Annotated in this window: 21 protein-coding genes, 7 tRNA genes and 1 riboswitch; of the genes, 8 read left to right on the forward strand and 20 right to left on the reverse strand. The window is 61.9% G+C overall.

The genetic code is table 11. The features are described from left to right. Position 1 precedes the first annotated feature (1 nt). From BMY91_RS20590 to hisI, 4 genes are all read right to left on the reverse strand, one after another. A complete protein-coding gene (locus tag BMY91_RS20590; protein WP_090825336.1) occupies positions 2-274 on the reverse strand; it encodes an HGxxPAAW family protein in 273 nt (90 codons plus the stop codon). A 133-nt stretch (positions 275-407) separates the two neighbouring features. Next, the gene (locus BMY91_RS20595; RefSeq protein WP_090825338.1) at positions 408-1,013 is read right to left on the reverse strand and encodes a Trp biosynthesis-associated membrane protein; all 606 of its coding nucleotides are present in this window, start codon (positions 1,011-1,013) and stop codon (positions 408-410) included. Then, on the reverse strand, positions 1,010-2,593 hold the full coding sequence (locus BMY91_RS20600; protein ID WP_090825340.1) for an anthranilate synthase component I: 1,584 nt from the start codon (positions 2,591-2,593) through the stop codon (positions 1,010-1,012). Before BMY91_RS20600 ends, BMY91_RS20595 begins: the two co-directional genes overlap by 4 nt. 57 nt (positions 2,594-2,650) lie before the next feature. Beyond that, positions 2,651-3,067, reverse strand: coding sequence for a phosphoribosyl-AMP cyclohydrolase (gene hisI / locus BMY91_RS20605; protein ID WP_090825342.1), 417 nt, complete (start codon positions 3,065-3,067; stop codon positions 2,651-2,653). A gap of 89 nt (positions 3,068-3,156) precedes the next feature. On the opposite strand from hisI, the gene BMY91_RS20610 reads away from it, so the two are divergent. Continuing rightward, positions 3,157-3,801: a TIGR03085 family metal-binding protein gene (locus BMY91_RS20610; protein ID WP_090825344.1), complete on the forward strand. Its 645-nt coding sequence runs from the start codon at positions 3,157-3,159 to the stop codon at positions 3,799-3,801. A gap of 57 nt (positions 3,802-3,858) precedes the next feature. Here the strand turns inward: BMY91_RS20610 and hisF are convergent, their stop codons facing one another. The 15 genes from hisF to BMY91_RS23555 form a co-directional block, all read right to left on the reverse strand. Then, positions 3,859-4,635: an imidazole glycerol phosphate synthase subunit HisF gene (gene hisF / locus BMY91_RS20615; protein ID WP_090825346.1), complete on the reverse strand. Its 777-nt coding sequence runs from the start codon at positions 4,633-4,635 to the stop codon at positions 3,859-3,861. 46 nt (positions 4,636-4,681) lie between these two features. Further along, the gene (gene hisG, locus BMY91_RS20620; RefSeq protein ID WP_090825348.1) at positions 4,682-5,542 is read right to left on the reverse strand and encodes an ATP phosphoribosyltransferase; all 861 of its coding nucleotides are present in this window, start codon (positions 5,540-5,542) and stop codon (positions 4,682-4,684) included. A gap of 85 nt (positions 5,543-5,627) precedes the next feature. After that, a complete protein-coding gene (locus BMY91_RS20625; RefSeq protein ID WP_090825350.1) occupies positions 5,628-5,891 on the reverse strand; it encodes a phosphoribosyl-ATP diphosphatase in 264 nt (87 codons plus the stop codon). Positions 5,892-5,998: 107 nt separating this feature from the next. Beyond that, positions 5,999-6,484, reverse strand: a complete 486-nt coding sequence (ribH, locus tag BMY91_RS20630; protein ID WP_090825352.1) for a 6,7-dimethyl-8-ribityllumazine synthase — start codon at positions 6,482-6,484, stop codon at positions 5,999-6,001. An 18-nt stretch (positions 6,485-6,502) separates the two neighbouring features. Next, a complete protein-coding gene (gene ribA / locus BMY91_RS20635; protein ID WP_090825354.1) occupies positions 6,503-7,207 on the reverse strand; it encodes a GTP cyclohydrolase II in 705 nt (234 codons plus the stop codon). Next, a complete protein-coding gene (ribB, locus tag BMY91_RS20640; protein ID WP_090825356.1) occupies positions 7,204-7,896 on the reverse strand; it encodes a 3,4-dihydroxy-2-butanone-4-phosphate synthase in 693 nt (230 codons plus the stop codon). Before ribB ends, ribA begins: the two co-directional genes overlap by 4 nt. Further along, entirely contained in the window at positions 7,893-8,522 is a 630-nt protein-coding gene (locus BMY91_RS20645) for a riboflavin synthase (RefSeq protein ID WP_090825358.1), read from the reverse strand. Before BMY91_RS20645 ends, ribB begins: the two co-directional genes overlap by 4 nt. After that, the gene (gene ribD, locus BMY91_RS20650) at positions 8,522-9,637 is read right to left on the reverse strand and encodes a bifunctional diaminohydroxyphosphoribosylaminopyrimidine deaminase/5-amino-6-(5-phosphoribosylamino)uracil reductase RibD (RefSeq protein ID WP_090825360.1); all 1,116 of its coding nucleotides are present in this window, start codon (positions 9,635-9,637) and stop codon (positions 8,522-8,524) included. The genes BMY91_RS20645 and ribD overlap by 1 nt, the downstream gene beginning before the upstream one ends. Further along, positions 9,634-10,341, reverse strand: coding sequence for a nicotinamide riboside transporter PnuC (gene pnuC / locus BMY91_RS20655; RefSeq protein ID WP_090825362.1), 708 nt, complete (start codon positions 10,339-10,341; stop codon positions 9,634-9,636). Before pnuC ends, ribD begins: the two co-directional genes overlap by 4 nt. 89 nt (positions 10,342-10,430) lie before the next feature. Next, a riboswitch (FMN riboswitch) is annotated at positions 10,431-10,585 on the reverse strand. 77 nt (positions 10,586-10,662) lie between these two features. Next, the gene (gene rpe, locus BMY91_RS20660) at positions 10,663-11,337 is read right to left on the reverse strand and encodes a ribulose-phosphate 3-epimerase (protein ID WP_090825364.1); all 675 of its coding nucleotides are present in this window, start codon (positions 11,335-11,337) and stop codon (positions 10,663-10,665) included. A gap of 83 nt (positions 11,338-11,420) precedes the next feature. Beyond that, a complete protein-coding gene (locus BMY91_RS20665; RefSeq protein WP_090825366.1) occupies positions 11,421-12,989 on the reverse strand; it encodes an RsmB/NOP family class I SAM-dependent RNA methyltransferase in 1,569 nt (522 codons plus the stop codon). After that, complete coding sequence (gene fmt, locus BMY91_RS20670; RefSeq protein ID WP_090825368.1) at positions 12,986-13,906, reverse strand: methionyl-tRNA formyltransferase; 921 nt, start codon at positions 13,904-13,906, stop codon at positions 12,986-12,988. Before fmt ends, BMY91_RS20665 begins: the two co-directional genes overlap by 4 nt. Continuing rightward, a complete protein-coding gene (gene def, locus BMY91_RS20675) occupies positions 13,903-14,475 on the reverse strand; it encodes a peptide deformylase (RefSeq protein WP_090825370.1) in 573 nt (190 codons plus the stop codon). Before def ends, fmt begins: the two co-directional genes overlap by 4 nt. A gap of 50 nt (positions 14,476-14,525) precedes the next feature. Then, positions 14,526-15,428: a cytochrome gene (locus tag BMY91_RS20680; RefSeq protein ID WP_090825372.1), complete on the reverse strand. Its 903-nt coding sequence runs from the start codon at positions 15,426-15,428 to the stop codon at positions 14,526-14,528. A 12-nt stretch (positions 15,429-15,440) separates the two neighbouring features. Continuing rightward, positions 15,441-15,629 (reverse strand): hypothetical protein, encoded by a 189-nt coding sequence (locus BMY91_RS23555; RefSeq protein ID WP_254779831.1) that lies wholly within the window; start codon positions 15,627-15,629, stop codon positions 15,441-15,443. Between the two features lie 145 nt (positions 15,630-15,774). On the opposite strand from BMY91_RS23555, the gene BMY91_RS20685 reads away from it, so the two are divergent. After that, entirely contained in the window at positions 15,775-17,391 is a 1,617-nt protein-coding gene (locus BMY91_RS20685; protein WP_256212854.1) for an FG-GAP-like repeat-containing protein, read from the forward strand. 231 nt (positions 17,392-17,622) lie between these two features. On the opposite strand, the gene BMY91_RS20690 is transcribed toward BMY91_RS20685, so the two are convergent. Then, a tRNA-Val gene (locus BMY91_RS20690) sits at positions 17,623-17,697 on the reverse strand. A gap of 238 nt (positions 17,698-17,935) precedes the next feature. On the opposite strand from BMY91_RS20690, the gene BMY91_RS20695 reads away from it, so the two are divergent. From BMY91_RS20695 to BMY91_RS20720, 6 genes are all read left to right on the forward strand, one after another. Beyond that, positions 17,936-18,008, forward strand: a tRNA-Gly gene (locus BMY91_RS20695). 46 nt (positions 18,009-18,054) lie between these two features. After that, positions 18,055-18,125 (forward strand) — tRNA-Cys (locus tag BMY91_RS20700). 39 nt (positions 18,126-18,164) lie between these two features. Beyond that, positions 18,165-18,239 (forward strand) — tRNA-Val (locus BMY91_RS20705). A 57-nt stretch (positions 18,240-18,296) separates the two neighbouring features. Then, positions 18,297-18,369, forward strand: a tRNA-Gly gene (locus tag BMY91_RS20710). A 23-nt stretch (positions 18,370-18,392) separates the two neighbouring features. Then, positions 18,393-18,467: transfer RNA gene (locus BMY91_RS20715), tRNA-Val, on the forward strand. Between the two features lie 57 nt (positions 18,468-18,524). Continuing rightward, positions 18,525-18,600: transfer RNA gene (locus BMY91_RS20720), tRNA-Gly, on the forward strand. Positions 18,601-18,662: the final 62 nt, after the last annotated feature.

Genomic DNA, 18,662 nt, shown 5'->3' on the forward strand with positions numbered 1-18,662 from the left:
ATTAGTGGCCGTTGTTCTGCAGCTTGCTGCCACCAACTCCGTAGCCGGCCTTGCGCATTACCAAGCCCACGATGAGGCCGATGACCATGACAACCAGGCCGCCGACAAAGATCGGGGTGCTGGCAATGACGAAGGCGATCGAGGAAATCAGGGCGCCAACCAGCATCACAATCACGCAGGTCCAGGCAGCCGGGCTATTACCGTGACCGATGGCGTCAGCGTGGCTGGCCATGGTCGATTCAGCTTGGTTTGCGGACACTGTGGTTTTGCTCATGTGAAATCTCCTCAGGATGAATACTGCTTACATTCTGCCATTTATTGACGGCGTCCGGGACATCGTCCGACGTCAGGACAGGCGTGGGCCCCTTTATTGCGCCGAGCCTGTCCAAAAGCCCAAATCCGGCCGCCTACGTGGGGTCTTCGCCCCGGGACAAACGGTCCCAACTGTCGATCTCGTCCACTGGTTCGCCAGCATTCTTCCCGGCACGGGACCCGGCGTCGTATTTGGTCCGTGACGTCCAGTAGCGGCCAGCCACGGGCAGGACGATGGCGCACACGGCCAACAGGGAACCGGCGACGACGGCCAGAACGGGGAACACAGTGGCTGTCGCATCCGCCTGCCCACCGGAAATACCGGTAGCGGCTGCGATGGCCCCTTGCGCAGCACCCAGCGGATCGAGCAGTACGGTCACCGCTGCCAGGATGATCCCGGCGGCTGACAAAGCAACAAGGACCGCAATGATCCAGCGTGCGATCTTGCCAGCAATGGAAGCAGCGAGGCCTCCGGCCAATGCGACAACTGCCAATGCAGTGACGGCAGTGGCGGCCTTGCTTCCCTGGACGTGGAGGTCGCTGTTGGATGCTCCGGTGGGATCCAGGCGAACCTCGATCCACGTCTGCGTCGTGGCCCCGAAAACCGCCAACGCTATGACCACGGTGGCCAGCACCAGAGTGGACTTACGGGCCCATCGCGGGGCTTTGACTGTTCCGGGAACTGACGATGCTGTTGTCATGAGGCCGGCGTCCCGTCGTCGACGATGTCTGCGTTCCGTACCGTCTCCGCGGAGATGTTGCGCAGGGAACCTGCAGTATGTACGGCCCGCAGGGGCGCCGCCGCCTTGTTCACCGTCTCCAGCGCTTCGGACGGCTTGTGCGAATCTGCCACGATTCCACCGCCTGCCTGCACGTAAGCCCGGCCCTCACGGAGCAACGCGGACCGGATGGCAATGGCCATGTCCATATCACCGGCGAAGTCCAGGTACCCCACGACTCCGCCATAAATGCCGCGCCGGTGTGGTTCGAGTTCGTCGAGCAGGCGCAGCGCGCGCGGCTTCGGCGCGCCGGAGAGGGTACCCGCCGGGAACGTGGCCTTGAGGACGTCGTATGCCTTGGCATGGGGTGCCAACTCCCCCACAACGGTGGAGACGAGGTGCATGATGTGGCTGAACCGCTCCACTTCCATGAACTGGGTGACGTCTACAGTGCCGGCTACGCACACCTTGGAGAGGTCGTTCCGGGAAAGATCCACCAGCATCAGGTGCTCGGCGCGCTCTTTCTGGTCAGCCAACAGTTCGGTCGCCAAGGCCTTGTCCGCCTCCACGGTTTTGCCCCGGGGGCGCGAACCTGCGATGGGGTGCGTAATGACTTCCTCGCCGGTGACCGTGACCAAGGCCTCGGGCGACGAACCAACAATCGAGTACTCCCGGCCCTCTGCATCCTCCAGGCTGAAGAGGTACATATAGGGGCTGGGGTTCGTGTTGCGGAGGACCCGGTAAACGTCGAGGGGGTCAGCCCCGCATTCCATCTCGAAGCGCCGCGAGATCACCACCTGGAAGACCTCGCCGTCCACGATCGCTTCCTTGCCGCGGTCGATTGCGTCCAGGTACTTGGCCTCGTCCCATCGCTCCTGAACGCTGGAAGCGAAGTCCAAGGCGGCCGTTTCCAGAACAGATACCGGCTGGGCAACCGGGGTGCTGATGTGGTCCAGCAAATCTTTCACGCGGGCCACTGCATCGTGCCAGGCGTCGTCCACGCGTTCGGAACTGTCATCAAAGTTGATGGCATTGGCGATCAGGAGGACTGTTCCATCCATGTTGTCGTGCACGGCCATGTCCGTCACCAGGTTCAGCGCCATTTCGGGCAGCTGCAGATCATCCTCGGGCGGAGCGGTCAGCCGCTCCCAGTGGCGCACGGCCTCCCAACCGAGGAAGCCGACCAGTCCTGACGTGAACGGAGGGAGGTCATCAAAGCGGTCCGTCTGGAGTGCCGCAATGGTGTCGCGAACGGCTTCGACCGGATTACCGGAAACCGGCACGCCAACCGGCGGTTCACCGATCCAGTGCGCCTGGCCGTCTTTGGTGGTCAGGGTGGCCCGCGACTTGGAGCCGATGAAAGAGTAACGGGACCATGCCCCGCCTACGGCTGCCGACTCCAGGAGGAATGTTCCGGGCTGACCCTTGGCCAGCTTCCGGTAGAGGCCAATGGGGGTCTCGGCGTCCGCCAAGACCTTGAGTCGGACAGGGATGACACGGCTGTGGACGGCGAGTTCGCGGAACTCTTCCAGGCCCGGGCTGATGATTCCAAGGTCCTGCATGGCTATTTTCTCCGCCTTTTGGTCTGAGGTGGTGCGTCAGTGGAAGTGGTGGGTGCCTTAGTCGCGGTGGCCCGTAACGACAGTGAAGTCGCGACCATCAAAGCAGGTCCGGGTTCCGGTGTGGCAGGCTGCGCCGATCTGGTCCACGCGGATCAGGAGGGCATCGCCGTCGCAGTCCAGGGCGACAGACTTCACGAACTGTACGTGTCCGGAAGTGTCGCCCTTACGCCAGTACTCTTGGCGGGAGCGGGAAAAGAACGTTACCCGGCCGCTCGTCATAGTGCGGTGGAGTGCCTCGTCATCCATCCAGCCGAGCATGAGAACCTCGTTGGTGTCGTGCTGCTGAATGATGGCGGCTACCAAACCGGACGCGTCGCGTTTGAGCGCGCTGGCGATCTCCTGCGGCAAGGGGCCGGCGGGGTCGCTGGAAAGCTCCACGGCAGGAGTTGGGCTGGGGGCATACTGCTCTGACATCAGATCAAGTCTAGTGCCTTCGGCGGCAGGCGGGTTCTGCGGCGGTTCCACTGCGCAAGAGCGCCCCGATCGTGCTAGTTTCACAAGTGATGCATTTCGTCGATCCTTCCCGAGAAGTACTGGCCGAAACCCTCTTGGCGGCCGGACCTGACTCCCCCACGCTCTGCGAAGGGTGGATGACCCGGGATCTTGCCGCGCATTTGTACTTGCGTGAACGGAAAATCGCGGTGGGCCTCGGCCTGCTGATCCCCAGCTTGGGCAAGGCCTCTGAGAAAGCCACGTCCAAACTTGCGGACAAGCTGAAGAGCTCGGACGCCTACGCCGATCTGGTCAAGACGTTCCGCGCAGGCCCGCCGGCGCTGTCCCCTTTGAAGATCAAGGCACTGGATGAGACATCGAATCTCATCGAATACTTCGTTCACACCGAGGACATCCGCCGCGCCGGTGATCGCTGGGCGCCCCGGGCCCTCGATGAAGCGTATTCCGACGCCCTCTGGGATGAGCTGATCAAGCGTGCCGCTTTCCTCTACCGCGGAGTGGACCTTGGAATCGTGCTGGTCCGGCCCACCGGCCCCCGGCATGTCGCCAAGCGCGCTCCGGTCTCTGTAGCCATCGTCGGCGAGCCGGGCGAACTTCTGATGCATGCCCACGGCCGCACCAGCCAAGCACTGGTCACTTTCGAAGGCCAGCCGGACGCCGTCGCGCTATTGCAGTCCGCGGACATAGGCCTCTAGGACGAGCAAGGGAGGGTCACCTACGGGTGACCCTCCCTTGTTGTTTGATCTTTCACGCTAGCGGACGTCGAAGCCAGCCTCACGGATAGCCGTTTTGACCTGGGCAATCATGTCGTCCGGGCCAAAGTGGAACACCGAAGCCGCCAGCACGGCGTCTGCACCGGCCTCAACGGCAGGCGGGAAGTGCGCAGGCACACCGGCGCCGCCCGAGGCGATGATGGGAATGTTCACGGCTGCGCGAACCAGCCGGATGAGTTCGAGGTCGAAGCCATCTTTGGTGCCGTCTGCGTCAATCGAGTTCAGCAGGATCTCCCCGACGCCCCGGTCAGCTGCTTCCTTTGCCCACGCTATGGCGTCGATCCCCGTGCCGGTGCGGCCACCATGGGTGGTGACCTCAAAGCCGGACGACGTCGGAACGTCCCCTTCGCGGGTACGGCGCGCATCCACAGAGAGCACCAGCACCTGCGAACCGAAGTGGCGGGTGATTTCGTCGATGACGTCGGGCCTGGCAACGGCCGCTGTGTTGATGGACGCTTTGTCCGCACCGAAGCGCAGGAGTTTGTCCACCTCTGCCACGCCGCGTACGCCGCCGCCCACTGTCAGCGGAATGAATACTTCCTCGGCGGTGCGGCGAACGACGTCGAACGTGGTTTCACGGTTTCCCGACGACGCCGTGACGTCGAGGAACGTAAGTTCGTCAGCTCCGCCATTGTCGTAGCGGTGTGCCAGCTCTACCGGATCTCCGGCGTCGCGAAGACCCTCGAAGTTAACGCCTTTAACAACGCGACCGGCGTCGACGTCCAGGCAGGGAATGACGCGTACGGCTACAGCCATGTGCTGCTCCTAGATTTACTGGGCTCGGCTTGATCGACGGGTGGGATCAGATCCGGCAGGCGTGAATGCTGCTGACCAGGATGGCACGGGCGCCGAGGTCGTAGAGCTCGTCCATGATGCGGTTGGTTTCCTTCTTGGGAACCATGGACCGGACCGCAACCCACTCGGAATCACGGAGCGGGGACACAGTGGGCGATTCAAGCCCAGGGGTCAGTGCTGCAGCGTCTTCCACCAGGTCCTTGCGGATGTCGTAGTCCATCAGCACATACTGGCGTGCCACGAGAACACCCTGCAGGCGCCGGATGAGGATTTCGATTTCCTTTACCGTGCCGTTGGCAGCGCCACCCGAACCGGAGCGGCGGATCAACACAGCTTCTGATTTCAGGATGGGGTCGCCAAAGATTTCCATGCCGGCAGCCTTGAGGGTGTTGCCGGTTTCCACGACGTCGGCAATCGCGTCAGCGACACCGAGACGCACCGAAGATTCCACGGCTCCGTCCAGGCGGACAACCTTCGCGTTCACGCCTCGATCGGCGAGGTAGTCGCGCAGGAGGCCGTCGTAGCTGGTGGCCAGACGCTTTCCTTCAAGCTGCTCGACGCCGGCGAAGTCACCCACGGGGCCAGCGAAACGGAAAGTTGACGGGGCAAATCCCAAGGGAAGTATTTCCTCGGCTTCGACCTTCGCGTCAAGCAGGAGGTCCCTGCCGGTGATACCGACGTCCAAGGTTCCCTGGCCTACATAGACAGCGATGTCGCGGGGACGGAGGAAGAAGAATTCAATGTCGTTATCGGGATCCACCATGACCAGTTCGCGGGAGTCGCGGCGCTGGCGGTAGCCGGCCTCGGAAAGCATTGCCGAGGCGGCTTCGGACAGGGATCCCTTGTTGGGGACTGCTACACGGAGCATTGGGAGACTTTCTCTTTGGAATGGAGGTTTTCAGGCACGTTGGCCACGCAGCGGCCTCCGCCTGGGGGACGGCGGAGTGGCGTGGCTAGAGATGCTTGTAAACGTCCTCCAGGCTGAGGCCCTTGGCGAGCATGAGGACCTGCAGGTGGTACAGCAACTGGGAAATTTCCTCAGCAGCAGCTTCGTCCGTTTCGTACTCCGCGGCCATCCACACTTCTGCGGCCTCTTCGACCACCTTCTTGCCGATGCCGTGGATTCCGGAGTCCAGTTCGGCAACCGTGCGCGAGCCTGCCGGGCGGGTCGCTGCTTTCTCACTCAGTTCTGCGAACAGCGTCTCGAAATTCTTCACGCCTTCCAGACTACTGGCTCGGGGGCTGCCACCGCTTGTTGGGGCGTTGCATGACGAAGGGGATGTGAGTGAAGACACATGCACATCCCCTTCGTCAGCCGGTGGCCCTAGCTGTACTGCTTGAGGGTCACAGCAGTGGAGAGGGCGGCCGTGACAGCTTCGTGGCCTTTGTCTTCCTGGGAACCCGGCAAGCCTGCCCGGTCGAGCCCCTGCTGTTCGGTGTCGCAGGTGAGAACGCCAAAGCCAACCGGCACACCGGTGCGAACGCTGACATCGGTAAGACCCGACGTCGCGGCCTGGCAGACGTAGTCGAAGTGGGGCGTGCCTCCCCGGATGACCACTCCGAGTGCAACGACGGCGTCAAAGTGCGGCGCGAGCCTCGCAGCGGCAACCGGGAGCTCGAAGCTGCCCGGAACGCGCAACAGGGTGGGTTCTGCAATGCCGGCTTCCTTGGCGGCGCGAAGCGCACCGTCAACCAAGCCGTCCATGATCTGTGTGTGCCAGCTTGCCGCCACGATGGCCAGCTTGAGCTGCGAAGTTTCCTCCGGGTTGAGGGTGGTGAGGTCGATAGTGGGCGCGCCGTGTCCGCTCATGGTGTGGTGTGGGTCCGTTCAGTCTTGGTTGTTGTCAAAGGTGTGGGCAGAAGGGGTCTTGCCATTGCTGACGGGCTCGACATCGAGCGTCAACCGGTGGTCCATCCGGTCCTTCTTTGTCTGCAGGTAACGCAGGTTCTGTTCGCGTGAGGGCACCTCGGTGGGCACCATTTCCACGACGGTAACTCCGGCCTTGTCCAAGCGGTGCTGCTTGTCAGGGTTATTGCTCAGCAGCCGGACTTCGTGGAGTCCCATTTCGGCCAGGATCTGGCCCGCGGCAGTGTACGAGCGGGCATCAACGGGCAGACCCAACTGCTCGTTGGCCTCAACCGTGTCAAAGCCCGCTTCCTGCAAGGCATAGGCCTTGATCTTGTTGGCCAACCCGATGCCACGGCCTTCCTGGCCGCGCAGGTAGAGCAACGTGCCGCCTTCGGCGTGGATGAGCTCCAGGGCGAAGGCGAGCTGCTCGCCGCAATCACAGCGGTAGGAACCGAAAACGTCGCCGGTAAGGCACTCGGAGTGCAACCGGACGAGAGGCGCTTTGCCGTCCTTGGGCGGGTTGGGAGAACTCACGGCGAGGTGTTCCACGCCGGTGACATGGTCCGTCCATGCCTGGGCCACAAAGTCACCGAATGCTGTGGGCAACTGCACGATCGGCCCACCACTGACGGGGTGCGGCGCCGGGCCCGTGTGGTCACTATTGCGTGTGGTCGATGCGGTCATCGCTTCTCCTCGTCTCCCCGTGAAACATGTGCCGCCTGGGACTCTACCGCTTCCACATACGACACCAGGTCCTCAATGGAGATGAGGGGGCATCCATGCTCGGCGGCAAACCCACGCAGGCTGTCCAAGCGCATCATTTCACCATCGTCATGTACCAACTCTGCGATCACGCCCACCGGGGCCAGCCCGGCAAGCCGACACAGGTCCACGGCAGCTTCCGTATGACCCGGACGTTCACGCACTCCCCCCTTAACGGCCCGCAACGGGAAAATATGCCCGGGACGCGTGATTGACGCCGGCGAACTGCTCGGATCTGCCAAAATCCGTGCCGTCAGGGCTCGATCCGTTGCCGAAATGCCGGTGCTGACTCCACTCGCAGCATCGCAGGACACTGTGTAGGCAGTGCCCTTGGCGTCTTCGTTGATCTCCACCATGGGCGGCAGCACCAGGGCGTCGGCGCGGTCGCCAGCCAGGGGGACGCAGATGACGCCGGATGAATAACGGATGGTCCACCCCATGAGGGCCGGCGTGGCGTGCTGGGCGGCGAAAATGATGTCGCCTTCGTTTTCCCTGTCCTCGTTGTCCACCACTATCACCGCCTTCCCGGCCGCCATGGCAGCGATTGCAGCTTCAACAGGATCAAGACCCGTACGCTGCGCCGACGCCGGCGTCTTGGCGGGGGCGCTCATCGGTCGGTTCCTTGCTGCGGCGCGAAGGACAGCAAGCGCTCGGTGTACTTGGCCAGCACATCTACCTCCAGGTTCACCCGGCCGCCCACTGGCTTTGCTCCCAACCCGGTTTCCTCCAGCGTGGTGGGGATCAGTCCCACTTCAAACCACGGCGCGGTTTCCGCCGCGGCACTGACGGCGGTCACCGTCAGGGAAACACCGTCGACGGCGATCGAACCCTTCTCCGCGATGTAGCGTGCCAGCGGGGCGGGGACCCCGAAGCGAAGGCGGTCCCAGTTGCCCGAAGGTTCACGTTCCAACAGTTCACCTACGCCGTCCACGTGGCCTTGTACGACGTGGCCGTCCAGGCGGCCGCCTGCGGGAACGCAACGCTCCAGGTTCACGGTGTCCCCGGCCGCGAGTTCGCCGATAGTGGTGCGAATGAGTGTCTCGCCCATGACATCCACACTGAAATCCTGACCGTGAATCTGCGTAGCCGTCAGGCAAACACCATTGACTGCGATGGATCCGCCCAACGCCAGGTCGCCTGTGGTGGTTGGAGCTTTCAAACGCAAGGTGGCACTGGCATCTCCATCATGCTCAATCCCCAGCACGGTGCCTTGCTCGGCGACGATTCCCGTAAACATCAGTGTCCTCCTGTGACATATTCCGCAGCTTCACTGCGCGGAATGGAATTCTTGATATGGCTGGCCCGGGTGGGCCGTAAGTGCAGACGAAGGTCCTTGCCGAGGGTCCGGACTGCCCCGCCGCCTGCTTCGTCCCACGACCATTGCTGGGCGGCGGTCAAGGTGGTGATCCCGAGGTCGTTGAGTGCCGGAGTTCCGGAACCCAGCAGCGTCGGCGCCAGATAGACAATCAGTTCGTCCACCAGTTCCGCCGCCAGGAAGGTGCTCAGGATCGACGAACCTCCTTCGACCATGACATGCCGGACGCCTTGGTCGAACAGCGTGCCCAGGGCCGCGGCCGGGTCCCTTGTGGGCAGGTGGACAAAGCGACCATCTGTTCCCCGGACTGCCGCATCGTCCGGCACCTTCCGCAGGCCCATGACAGCGCGGATGGGCTGTCGCTGCGAACGTTCGCCGTCCGCAGTTCTGGCCGTCAGCCGCGGGTTGTCGATCAGCACTGTTCCGGTACCTACCAGAATCGCGTCGATGAGTTCACGCAACCCGTGGTTGTCCGCGAGCGATTCCGGGCTGGAAATCCATTGACTGGTGCCGTCCACCGCAGCAATACGGCTGTCCAGCGTCTGGGCGATATGCAGCGTGACGAATGGACGCTTGGCGGCAACGGCGTCGAACCATTCCCGGTTCAAGCCGAACGCCTCCGTTGCGCCCAGCCCGGACTGGACCTCAACCCCGGCGGCGCGAAGGGTTCGGGCGCCGCCCGCTGCGGGGTCATGGGGATCGTCGACGGCGTAAATCACCTTGGCGATTCCGGCATCAATGATTGCCTGCGCGCAAGGACCTGTGCGGCCTTCATGGTTGCAGGGCTCCAACGTGACAACCATGGAGGTCCCGCTGATGTCGATCCCCTGCTTGCGTGCCTCGGAAATTGCGTCCGCCTCGGCATGGGCCGTTCCGGCTCCGCGGTGGTAACCCGTAGCGAGTTGTTCACCTTGGCGGCTGAGGATCACCGCACCAACCAAGGGATTGGCTCCGCGCGGACCGGCAAGTGCGGCAGTCAGCGCGGCATCCATGGCTGCACTCTCCGCACCCGTGTAACGGTTTTTCCCAGCAATCATTGTGCAGCTCCCACGGTGGGAGCCGGGCTTGCATTCTTGGTGGCAACACGACTGTCCCGTTCACGCTTTTCGGCACGCCACCACACAAAGAAGCCAGTCAGGGTAAAGAAGCCGTAGAACAAGTACATGACCGCACTGGCGTAATAGCCGGCGCTGAAGAGCAGCGGCACGCCAACGATGTCCACGGCCACCCAAATAAGCCAGAATTCCGTCCAGCCCTTGGCCATGCCGTACGTAGCCAGGAGAGATCCCATGAAGGTCCAGGCATCGGCCCAGACCGGTGGGTAGGAGCCCAGGGAATCAAAAACCGGGGTCAGGGCAGCTGTGCCGGCGATCATCGCGCCGATCAGTGCAATGCGGACTTTGTTGCTGGCCCATCCAGGAACAATGGCCCGTCCCTGCGAGCTGGATTGCTGGCCTTGCCGCCAGCGGTACCAGCCGTAAAGCGCAACTGCAATGAACATGATCTGCCGCGCGGCCTGGCCCCAAAGCGTGGCGGGCGCAGCCGCGCCAAACACGTTGCCCAGAAAGACCGTGAGCAGGAGGATGTTGCCTAGAATGCCGATTGGCCAAGCCCAGACTTTGCGGCGCATGCCGCCGAGGGCGCTGAGCAGCCCAAAAATGTTACCTAGCACTTCGCGTAAGACAAGAGCAGATCCCCCAACGGGGATCTGTGCTTCGAAGAGCCATCGCAGAAAATCCATGCCGTTCCTTCCCAGTAAGCCGCGATGACTCCGGGGGTGTACGACAGCGCAATGCCGGGCGTCGCTAAAGGACCGCCCACGGCATGACTGTACGTGCTTCTCCCATCCAGACTTTAACTGTCGGTACCGGAATTCCACCGGTTCAACCGTTCGCCATTACATTCCAATCACTCGGAATGCCATGGCTCACGGGTCGCGGACTATAACCGCCGGTTCGGACTTACACCGACCCCGGAGCACGTATGTGTGTTGTTATTCTGCCACAACTACAAAGATGGCCGGGCTATTCCCGGCCATCTTCGTAACATGTGGTGACGGTCGTCAGGCTTTCGCCGAGGCCGCAGCCTGGCCTGCTGCACGAAGCCGATCGATGGCGGCCGCGGGATCCTGGTGACCATAGACGGCCGAACCTGCAACAAAGACATTTGCGCCTGCTTCAGCAGCCCGGATGATGGTCTCCTCGGTGATGCCGCCGTCCACTTGAATGGCGACCCCAATACCCGAGTCCTCTACTGCGGCCCGGGCACGCCTGATCTTAGGCAAGGTGATATCCAGGAATGACTGTCCACCGAAACCAGGCTCCACGGTCATGATCAACAGCATGTCCAGTTCGCTGAGCATGTCCAGGTAGGGCTCCACCGGGGTTGCGGGCCGCAGCGCCATCCCGGCTTTGGAACCACGGGCACGCAGTTCGCGGGCCAACTTGACCGGCGCCATGGCGGCCTCCGCGTGGAACGTCACTGACGCGACACCGGCGTCCGCGTAGGCAGGTGCCCAGCGGTCGGCGTCGGAGATCATCAGGTGTGCGTCCAGCGGAACCGGGCTCACCGCCTGAATCCTCTGGACCACTGGCAAGCCGAGCGTCAGATTGGGCACAAAATGGTTGTCCATAACGTCCACATGGACGGCATCGGCGTTGCTGATCCGCTGCAGTTCGGCCTCAAGATTAACAAAGTCCGCAGACAGGATGCTCGGATTGATACAGCACTCAGACAAGGCAGCCCCTTCGGGTGAGTTGTGGGTCGGAAGACGACTGCCAAGGCCAAGGAAATCCGGCCACGGCAGCCAGGTGTAGGTGACTACGCTTTCTTGCGGATAATCGCCAGGAACATTGCGTCCGTTTGGTGGACGTGCGGCCACAGCTGTGCCGTGAGTTCGTGACCTGCGCCAAGGTTGCCGGTAAGGCTGACATCATCCAGTGCTTTTCCGGCGTCGATCAGTTCAAGGTCCTCGCGCTTGCTGAGCACGTCGCTAACCACCGCGGTGGTTTCCGCTGGGTGCGGAGAGCACGTCACATAGGCCACCACACCGCCAGGTTTCACGGAATCAATCGCAGACTTCAGGAGTTCACGCTGCAGCGGACCGAGGTCTCCAATGTCCTTGGGCGAGCGGCGCCACCGTGACTCCGGGCGTCGGCGCAGCGCCCCCAGACCACTGCACGGAACGTCCACCAGGACGCGATCGAATGCCTCGGGCTGCTCGGTTCCGACGTCACGTCCGTCTCCGGTTCTAACAGTCCACGATTCATCGGGAACTGCGGAAAGAGCCTGCTGAACGAGCTTGGCCCGGTGAGGTGCGGGCTCATTTGCCAGAAGGGTGGCTCCGTCGCGATGAGCCAAGGCGGCGAGCAGCGCGGCTTTGCCACCAGGACCTGCACACAAGTCAAGCCACCGTTCGCCGTGGGCGGGAGACTCTCCCAGCTCGACGCCGGCCAATGCACGCGCCACCAACTGCGATCCGACATCCTGCACGCGCGTGGTGCCGCGCCGGACCGATTCGAATCGTCCGAGGTCTCCGCCTGCGGACAGCGCGGAACCCTCCACCAATTCACCGGCGGTGGCTCCATTCTCAAAGGCCTCCTCCAGGTCTCCCAGACCCGGCAACGCCACAAGGTTGACCACCGGCGCTGCGTTGTCGGCCTCCAGCAGAGCATCTATGTCGGTCTTGGGTCGTCCGTGATTCACCAGCGACTGACGCAATGCGCGGACAATCCACTCGGGGTGGGCGTGGCGCAGGGCGGCGATTCTTGTCTCGTCAGTTTCCTGCTCCAACAAAATGCCCAGCCACTCATCCATGCTGTGGGCAGTGACTTTGCGGAGTACCGCGTTGATGAGGGCTGACGGTCCGGCGCCAATGACGGCACGGGCCAAGCCAACGGTCTGGTCCAGGGCAGCATGGGCGGGAACGCGCATGGACAGGAGCTGATGCGAGCCAATCCGCAGAGCGTCCAGGACTGCCGGATCCAGTTGCGCGAGGGGGCGGTCCACGCAGCGAGCCAGGATGGCATCGTAGGTGCCCTGGCCGCGAAGCGCCCCGTAGCTCAGCTCGGTGGCGAACCCAGCATCACGGCGGTCGAGCCGGTGCTCGCGGATGCGTGCGGGAAGGACGAGGTTGGCATAAGCGTCCTCGGCAGCCACAGCACGGAGCACTTCAAAGGCCACCAATCGCGCAGGATCAGCACGGCGGGTTCGCTGGGACGGAGCATTGTTGGAGAAGCCCTTCTGGGGGCCCCTGTTCCGCTCCCTGCCCTGGGCGTTGCGTCTGCTCTGCCCTCCGGCTCCCCGGTTGCCCTGTGAACCTCGGTTTCCCGCCCCGCCGCTGTCCCGGCTCCCGCTGTTGTTGGGGCCTCGGCGGCCGGACTCGCTCATTCGAATACCACTCTCTCGGGTGCTGCCAGGCCGCGGGCCCAATCAGCCGATGACATCATTTTCTTACCGGCCGGCTGAATCCGGCCAAGTTCCACTGCATGGGACCCGGTACCTACCAGAACGGATTTGCCGTCAATTCTGATGGTTCCTGGCGCGAGGTCCTTGACCTCCGGCCTCAGTTCCACGGGTTCAAGCTTGATCCGCTGGCCTTCCAGCGTGGTCCAGGCTCCCGGTTCCGGGGTAACGCCGCGCGCCCGGCGGTTCAGGGCAAGTGCCGGCTGCTGCCAGTCCATGCGCCCGTCTTCGAGTGTCAGTTTGGGCGCCAGGGAGACCTCTCCGGTTTGCGGCTGCGGAGCCGCCTGTCCCGCGTCGATGGCGGAGAGCGTCTGGCTCAGAAGCACTGCCCCGCTGATGGACAGCCGTTCGAGGAGATCACCGGCGGTGTCTTCCGGACGGACGGTCTCAGTGAGAGTTCCAAACACGGGGCCAGTATCAAGGCCTTCCTCAAGCTGGAACGTCGCGGCGCCGGTGACGTCGTCTCCGGCAATAATGGACCGCTGAACGGGAGCAGCGCCCCTCCACGCTGGCAGAAGGGAGAAATGCAGGTTGACCCAACCGTACGTGGGAACTCCCAGAGCGGCCCTCGGAACAATGCCGCCGTAGGCCACAATGGCGGCGACGTCGGGTGCGAATTCTGCAATGCGTGCCGTGGTATCGGCGTCCACTTTCGCCGCGCGAATGACGTCGATTCCCAATTCCCCGGCACGCGCCGCCACTGGAGAAGGAGTCATCACCCGTTTGCGGCCCAGTGGCGCGTCCGGCCTCGTCAGGACGGCCACCACGTCAAAGCCCGCCTTGAGCAAGGCATCCAACGACGGTACTGCTACGGCAGGAGTTCCTGCGAAGAGTACTCTCACTCGGGAACTCCGAAACTGCCGCCACCGAAACTTGAGCCCACTGTGGTGGCACGCTTGGACGTGGTCTGTTCTGTAATGGCGTGGTAATTGGCGTTTCGGATAGCGCGGAGGGCAGCTTTGCGGTCCTCCCCTTCCAACCGGTCCGTGTACAACACGCCGTCGAGGTGATCCGTCTCGTGCTGGAAGCAGCGGGCAAGCATGCCTTCCGCTTCCACCGTGACCGGGTTGCCGTTCAGATCAACACCTGTTGCCCGCGTAGCGCGGTGACGGCGCACGGGAAAACCGAGACCCGGAATGGAAAGGCATCCTTCCACCTCGTCAGCTTGGAAGTCTTCACTGTTTTCCAAGACCGGGTTGATGATGTGGCCTTCCACTCCCCCGATGCGGTAAGTGAATACACGCTGGCTGACGCCGATTTGGGGCGCGGCCAAGCCTGCACCGTCAACGTCCTCCATGGTTTCGGTCATGTCGGCTACCAGCTTGGCGAGCTCAGGACCAAAATCGGTAACGGGGTCCGCCACGGTGCGCAACACCGGATCCCCGATGATTCGGATACTCAAAATTGCCATGTGCTGTCAGTCCTCACGATCGTCAAACCCGGCTCCGTGCGTTGCTGGGCCTAAGCCAGTTTAGTTGAGGTCATGGCACTGCCGCTGTTCGCAGGCGAAGCACCGGCGGAAGCGAACACGGGAGGGGCAATCGGCAGTAACGCCTGTCCGGCTGCAGTGACGTCTGCAGACATTTCCCATACACGCCGCAGGGCACAGAACTTCCACCAGTGGTGTTTGAGGATTTCCGGGTTGGCTCGTTGTGGACGCACTTCGGTTTCACCAATGGCTACTGCCAGCAGCATGGGGTTGTCCCCGTATTTCCACGGTTCCCATTCGCCGGCGACTGGATCAACCAGGCTTTCTTCTGCCTTCATCCCGGCGGCGAGTTGCATGACCACTTTGTCATCCAGGGCCTTGACTGTGCCGTCCCGCGTAGTTCCCTTCGTCTTGTAGTCGATCAGGCAGATACGGCCATTGATCCTTGCCACAAGGTCCAGTGTTCCGGCGTAGCCTACTGTCTTGTTCCAAACAGTGATCTCCGGGGCCAGTGGCTCAACGCGGTACAGCTCCCACCACTCGTCAAAACGGGCGGCGAAAGCTTGTTCGCCGTTTGCCGCGAGATCGTCCCGGCATTCCTGCATACGATGGGGGCGTCCCAGAGCCCGCAAAGCCACCTGTTCGCAGTACGTGTGAACGCGATCCCCGCGTGCTGCAGCCGCATCCCGGTAAACCTCGGCGGCCTTGGAGGCTTTGTTGATCGCCTGCCGGACTTTTGCGGGACTTCCAAGAATTCCGGGAAGCTCAGGATCTGAAGCCAGGCTGCTGGCGCCCATGTAACTGAACCAACCATCCAAGGAATGGGCCTGTTGGCCGATCACCGTGGTGATGGAAGGCACGGAAAATTGTTCCGTGGTGGAGCGGGCATACATCCGTCCGTAGTCAGTGGCGTGGGCAAGCAGTGGAGCAGTCATATAAAGACTGTGTCACAGAGGACCGACAGAATTCATCCGCGGAAAGATCAGCGCGAGCTGCTCCGGGGAAAGCCTGGCGAGCTTGCCTGCGAGGATGGGGGCGGTCAGGGCCAGCTCCCCAAAAGGCGAAGCAGGGCTCGCGTCGGCCGAGGGCTCTTTCGATTCGTCGTGTTCGTGCATGCTGATGGGTGGCGCGTCCACGGGATTCGTGACGCAAGAGGCATCAGATCGGCGTCCCCCAGGCAGCCAGCCATGTTTCTTTGAGGGCGACCGAGGACAGCCGTGTTTTAGTACATTGAAACTCGTTCCGATCCACATGAAATTCGCCTCCGTAGAGTGCTGCTTTATGAGACGAAAGAGCCTACTGCGCGCCTGCGCCTTATCAGTCCTGACAGCATTCTTGCTAGGGAGTTCAAATATTGCCTTCGCCGCGGATGTGCCGTATCCGGTGTCTGCCACCATCGAGGTCGGAGGAGAAATTCTCGATATGGCGGTGGATGAGACCAGCGGTACCGCTTACATCCTCAAGGCTCAGTCACAACAGATACCGACCACCTATTCACTGGTTGTCATCAACGGCACCACGGTCACGGCCACCATCCCGATTAATGGAACAGCACGCCTCATAGGGGTCGATTCCGGTGACCATACGGTCTACGTCACGACATCGGAACACAAGGTCTTGGTTATCAAGGGGACATCGGTCACCAATACGGTAAGTGTGGACTGGGGACCAGGCAACGTGGCCGTGGATTCAAGTACCCACACGGCTTACGTGTCACAGATAGACGGGGCCAGCGTAGCCCTCATCAACGACGCAAGTGTCACAAGCACAGTTCGACTTCCCTTTGGGCAGTTTCCGAGTGAGATAGTGGTCGATTCGATGACTCACACCGCTTTTGTTCGGGTCGAGGCAGGCACCGGCAGCAGCGGAGTCGCCTACAACGCGATCCAACACATCGTCAACGGTATCCCTACGAAAGACAGCTGGGGTGAGCTGCCCACGATATCCAGTCTTGCCTTCGATGCAGTCGAAAACCGCCTCCTGTTTTGGAATATGGGTGACTTGGTCGAGTACAAAGACGGCAAAATAACCCAGTTCCCGGACTTCTTCCCCAATAGCGATAGAGCGCGCATGTTGACTTACGACGCCGAAACGCGAACGTTCTTCTTCGCGAAGTCTCTCGGTGGCAGCGTGAGCGGTTATGAGCTGATAGCAGCGAGGGACGGCCGTTTTCAGAGCCTCGGGAGCTTCAACATCGGGCATGGCCGAATGGTCGTGGACCCGGTTCATGACAAAGTCCTGCTGGAGCATTTAGACAAGGTCATCGTTATGGACAGCAGCTGGCCAGACCCCAAGGCTCGTCAGGGACAGGATGCCGACGGTTTCGCGGACATATTGGCTCGCGACAGGGTAGGGAACCTATGGATGTATCCCGGCAACGGAACAGGCGACTGGCTCCCCCAGAGGCAGGTTGGCACGGGCTGGAACGTCATGTCCGAACTGACCGTGCCCGGTGACTTCAACGGCGACGGATTCTCCGACCTACTAGCCCGGGACACGTCCGGCTACCTGTGGATGTATCCCGGCAACGGCAAAGGCGGCTGGTTGCCGCAGGTCCGGGTGGGCGCAGGATGGAACGCCATGTCCGACCTGACCGGACCCGGTGACTTCAACGGCGACGGATTCGCGGATGTCCTTGCCCGCGATACCGCAGGAATTCTGTGGATGTATCCCGGCAACGGCAAAGGCGGCTGGTTGCCGCAGGTCCGGGTTGGCTCCGGCTGGAACGCCATGTCCGAACTGACCGGACCCGGTGACTTCAACGGCGACGGATTCGCGGATGTCCTTGCCCGCGATACCGCAGGAATTCTGTGGATGTATCCCGGCAACGGCAAAGGCGGCTGGTTGCCGCAGGTCCGGGTTGGCTCCGGCTGGAACGGCATGAGCCCCATCCTCTAGGCCACTTCACTCAATTAATAAGGCGACGCCGCGCCCCCGTTGGAGGTCCCGGCGTCGCCTTGTGCCTTCTGCAGGAAGCCCCATCAGCGACGCCCAAGTACATGCCTCACGGGACAATAACCGGCGACCTGTCCAGGACGTGTCCTAACGCATCCTGGCTCGTTGTAGTGAGCACTGTGCAGATGAGCAGCCCGGAAACCCAAAAAGCCCCCGGAAGTCCGGGGGCAATCTTGGTGGGCGATACTGGGTTCGAACCAGTGACCTCTTCGGTGTGAACGAAGCGCGCTACCACTGCGCCAATCGCCCGGGTGCAAAGAAAACACTAACGGACCATGGCCGGAATGCAAAACCCACCAGACCGAGCGAACTACAACCATGGAATTACAGCCATGAAACTCGCCAAGTTCCTTGCAAAATCAAGGATCCAGGCACCTTCGACGCCAAAGGCAGGCTACCGATTTGGAGTTTGCAGCAACCTCCTATAGAGTTTTTACTCGTCGGAAAGCGACGGAATGCCTGAAGGGCTGCCCGCCGAAATGACACTGCGGACGTAGCTCAGCTGGTAGAGCACCACCTTGCCAAGGTGGATGTCGCGAGTTCGAATCTCGTCGTCCGCTCGCAAGGCACTGTCAAGGCAAGAATTCCTCGGAATCCTGCTTACACGGTGGGTTGGCCGAGAGGCGAGGCAGCGGCCTGCAAAGCCGTATACACGGGTTCGAATCCCGTACCCACCTCGGTGAAAACCATGTCTTCCAGCTTTTGGCTGGATGCATGGGCGATTGGCGCAGCGGTAGCGCGCTTCCCTGACACGGAAGAGGTCACTGGTTCGATCCCAGTATCGCCCACCAGAACAAGGCAACTTGTTTGTTGTTGAAGGCCAGGCATCTGCCAGGCAGGCAGCATGTGCGGACGTAGCTCAGCTGGTAGAGCACCACCTTGCCAAGGTGGATGTCGCGAGTTCGAATCTCGTCGTCCGCTCTCCTTTAGAAGGACCCGGTAACGGGCGATTGGCGCAGCGGTAGCGCGCTTCCCTGACACGGAAGAGGTCACTGGTTCGATCCCAGTATCGCCCACCAGAACAAGGCAACTTGTTTGTTGTTGAAGGCCAGGCATGAGCCTGGCAGGCAGCATGTGCGGACGTAGCTCAGCTGGTAGAGCACCACCTTGCCAAGGTGGATGTCGCGAGTTCGAATCTCGTCGTCCGCTCCAGAATAAAAAAGCAGCTCTTCGGAGCTGCTTTTTTTATGCCCACATTCGGCTGGATCCCAATA

The organism is Arthrobacter sp. yr096 (assembly GCF_900108925.1).
In the GTDB taxonomy this organism is placed as follows: Bacteria; Actinomycetota; Actinomycetes; order Actinomycetales; family Micrococcaceae; genus Arthrobacter.

Coding starts and splice junctions, on each gene's coding strand:
- BMY91_RS20590 (WP_090825336.1), bottom strand. CDS start 274: ATGAGCAAAACCACAGTGTCCGCAAACCAAGCTGAATCGACCATGGCC.
- BMY91_RS20595 (WP_090825338.1), bottom strand. CDS start 1,013: ATGACAACAGCATCGTCAGTTCCCGGAACAGTCAAAGCCCCGCGATGG.
- BMY91_RS20600 (WP_090825340.1), bottom strand. CDS start 2,593: ATGCAGGACCTTGGAATCATCAGCCCGGGCCTGGAAGAGTTCCGCGAA.
- hisI (WP_090825342.1), bottom strand. CDS start 3,067: ATGTCAGAGCAGTATGCCCCCAGCCCAACTCCTGCCGTGGAGCTTTCC.
- BMY91_RS20610 (WP_090825344.1), top strand. CDS start 3,157: ATGCATTTCGTCGATCCTTCCCGAGAAGTACTGGCCGAAACCCTCTTG.
- hisF (WP_090825346.1), bottom strand. CDS start 4,635: ATGGCTGTAGCCGTACGCGTCATTCCCTGCCTGGACGTCGACGCCGGT.
- hisG (WP_090825348.1), bottom strand. CDS start 5,542: ATGCTCCGTGTAGCAGTCCCCAACAAGGGATCCCTGTCCGAAGCCGCC.
- ribH (WP_090825352.1), bottom strand. CDS start 6,484: ATGAGCGGACACGGCGCGCCCACTATCGACCTCACCACCCTCAACCCG.
- ribA (WP_090825354.1), bottom strand. CDS start 7,207: ATGACCGCATCGACCACACGCAATAGTGACCACACGGGCCCGGCGCCG.
- ribB (WP_090825356.1), bottom strand. CDS start 7,896: ATGAGCGCCCCCGCCAAGACGCCGGCGTCGGCGCAGCGTACGGGTCTT.
- BMY91_RS20645 (WP_090825358.1), bottom strand. CDS start 8,522: ATGTTTACGGGAATCGTCGCCGAGCAAGGCACCGTGCTGGGGATTGAG.
- ribD (WP_090825360.1), bottom strand. CDS start 9,637: ATGATTGCTGGGAAAAACCGTTACACGGGTGCGGAGAGTGCAGCCATG.
- pnuC (WP_090825362.1), bottom strand. CDS start 10,341: ATGGATTTTCTGCGATGGCTCTTCGAAGCACAGATCCCCGTTGGGGGA.
- BMY91_RS20665 (WP_090825366.1), bottom strand. CDS start 12,989: ATGAGCGAGTCCGGCCGCCGAGGCCCCAACAACAGCGGGAGCCGGGAC.
- def (WP_090825370.1), bottom strand. CDS start 14,475: ATGGCAATTTTGAGTATCCGAATCATCGGGGATCCGGTGTTGCGCACC.
- BMY91_RS20680 (WP_090825372.1), bottom strand. CDS start 15,428: ATGACTGCTCCACTGCTTGCCCACGCCACTGACTACGGACGGATGTAT.
- BMY91_RS20685 (WP_256212854.1), top strand. CDS start 15,775: ATGAGACGAAAGAGCCTACTGCGCGCCTGCGCCTTATCAGTCCTGACA.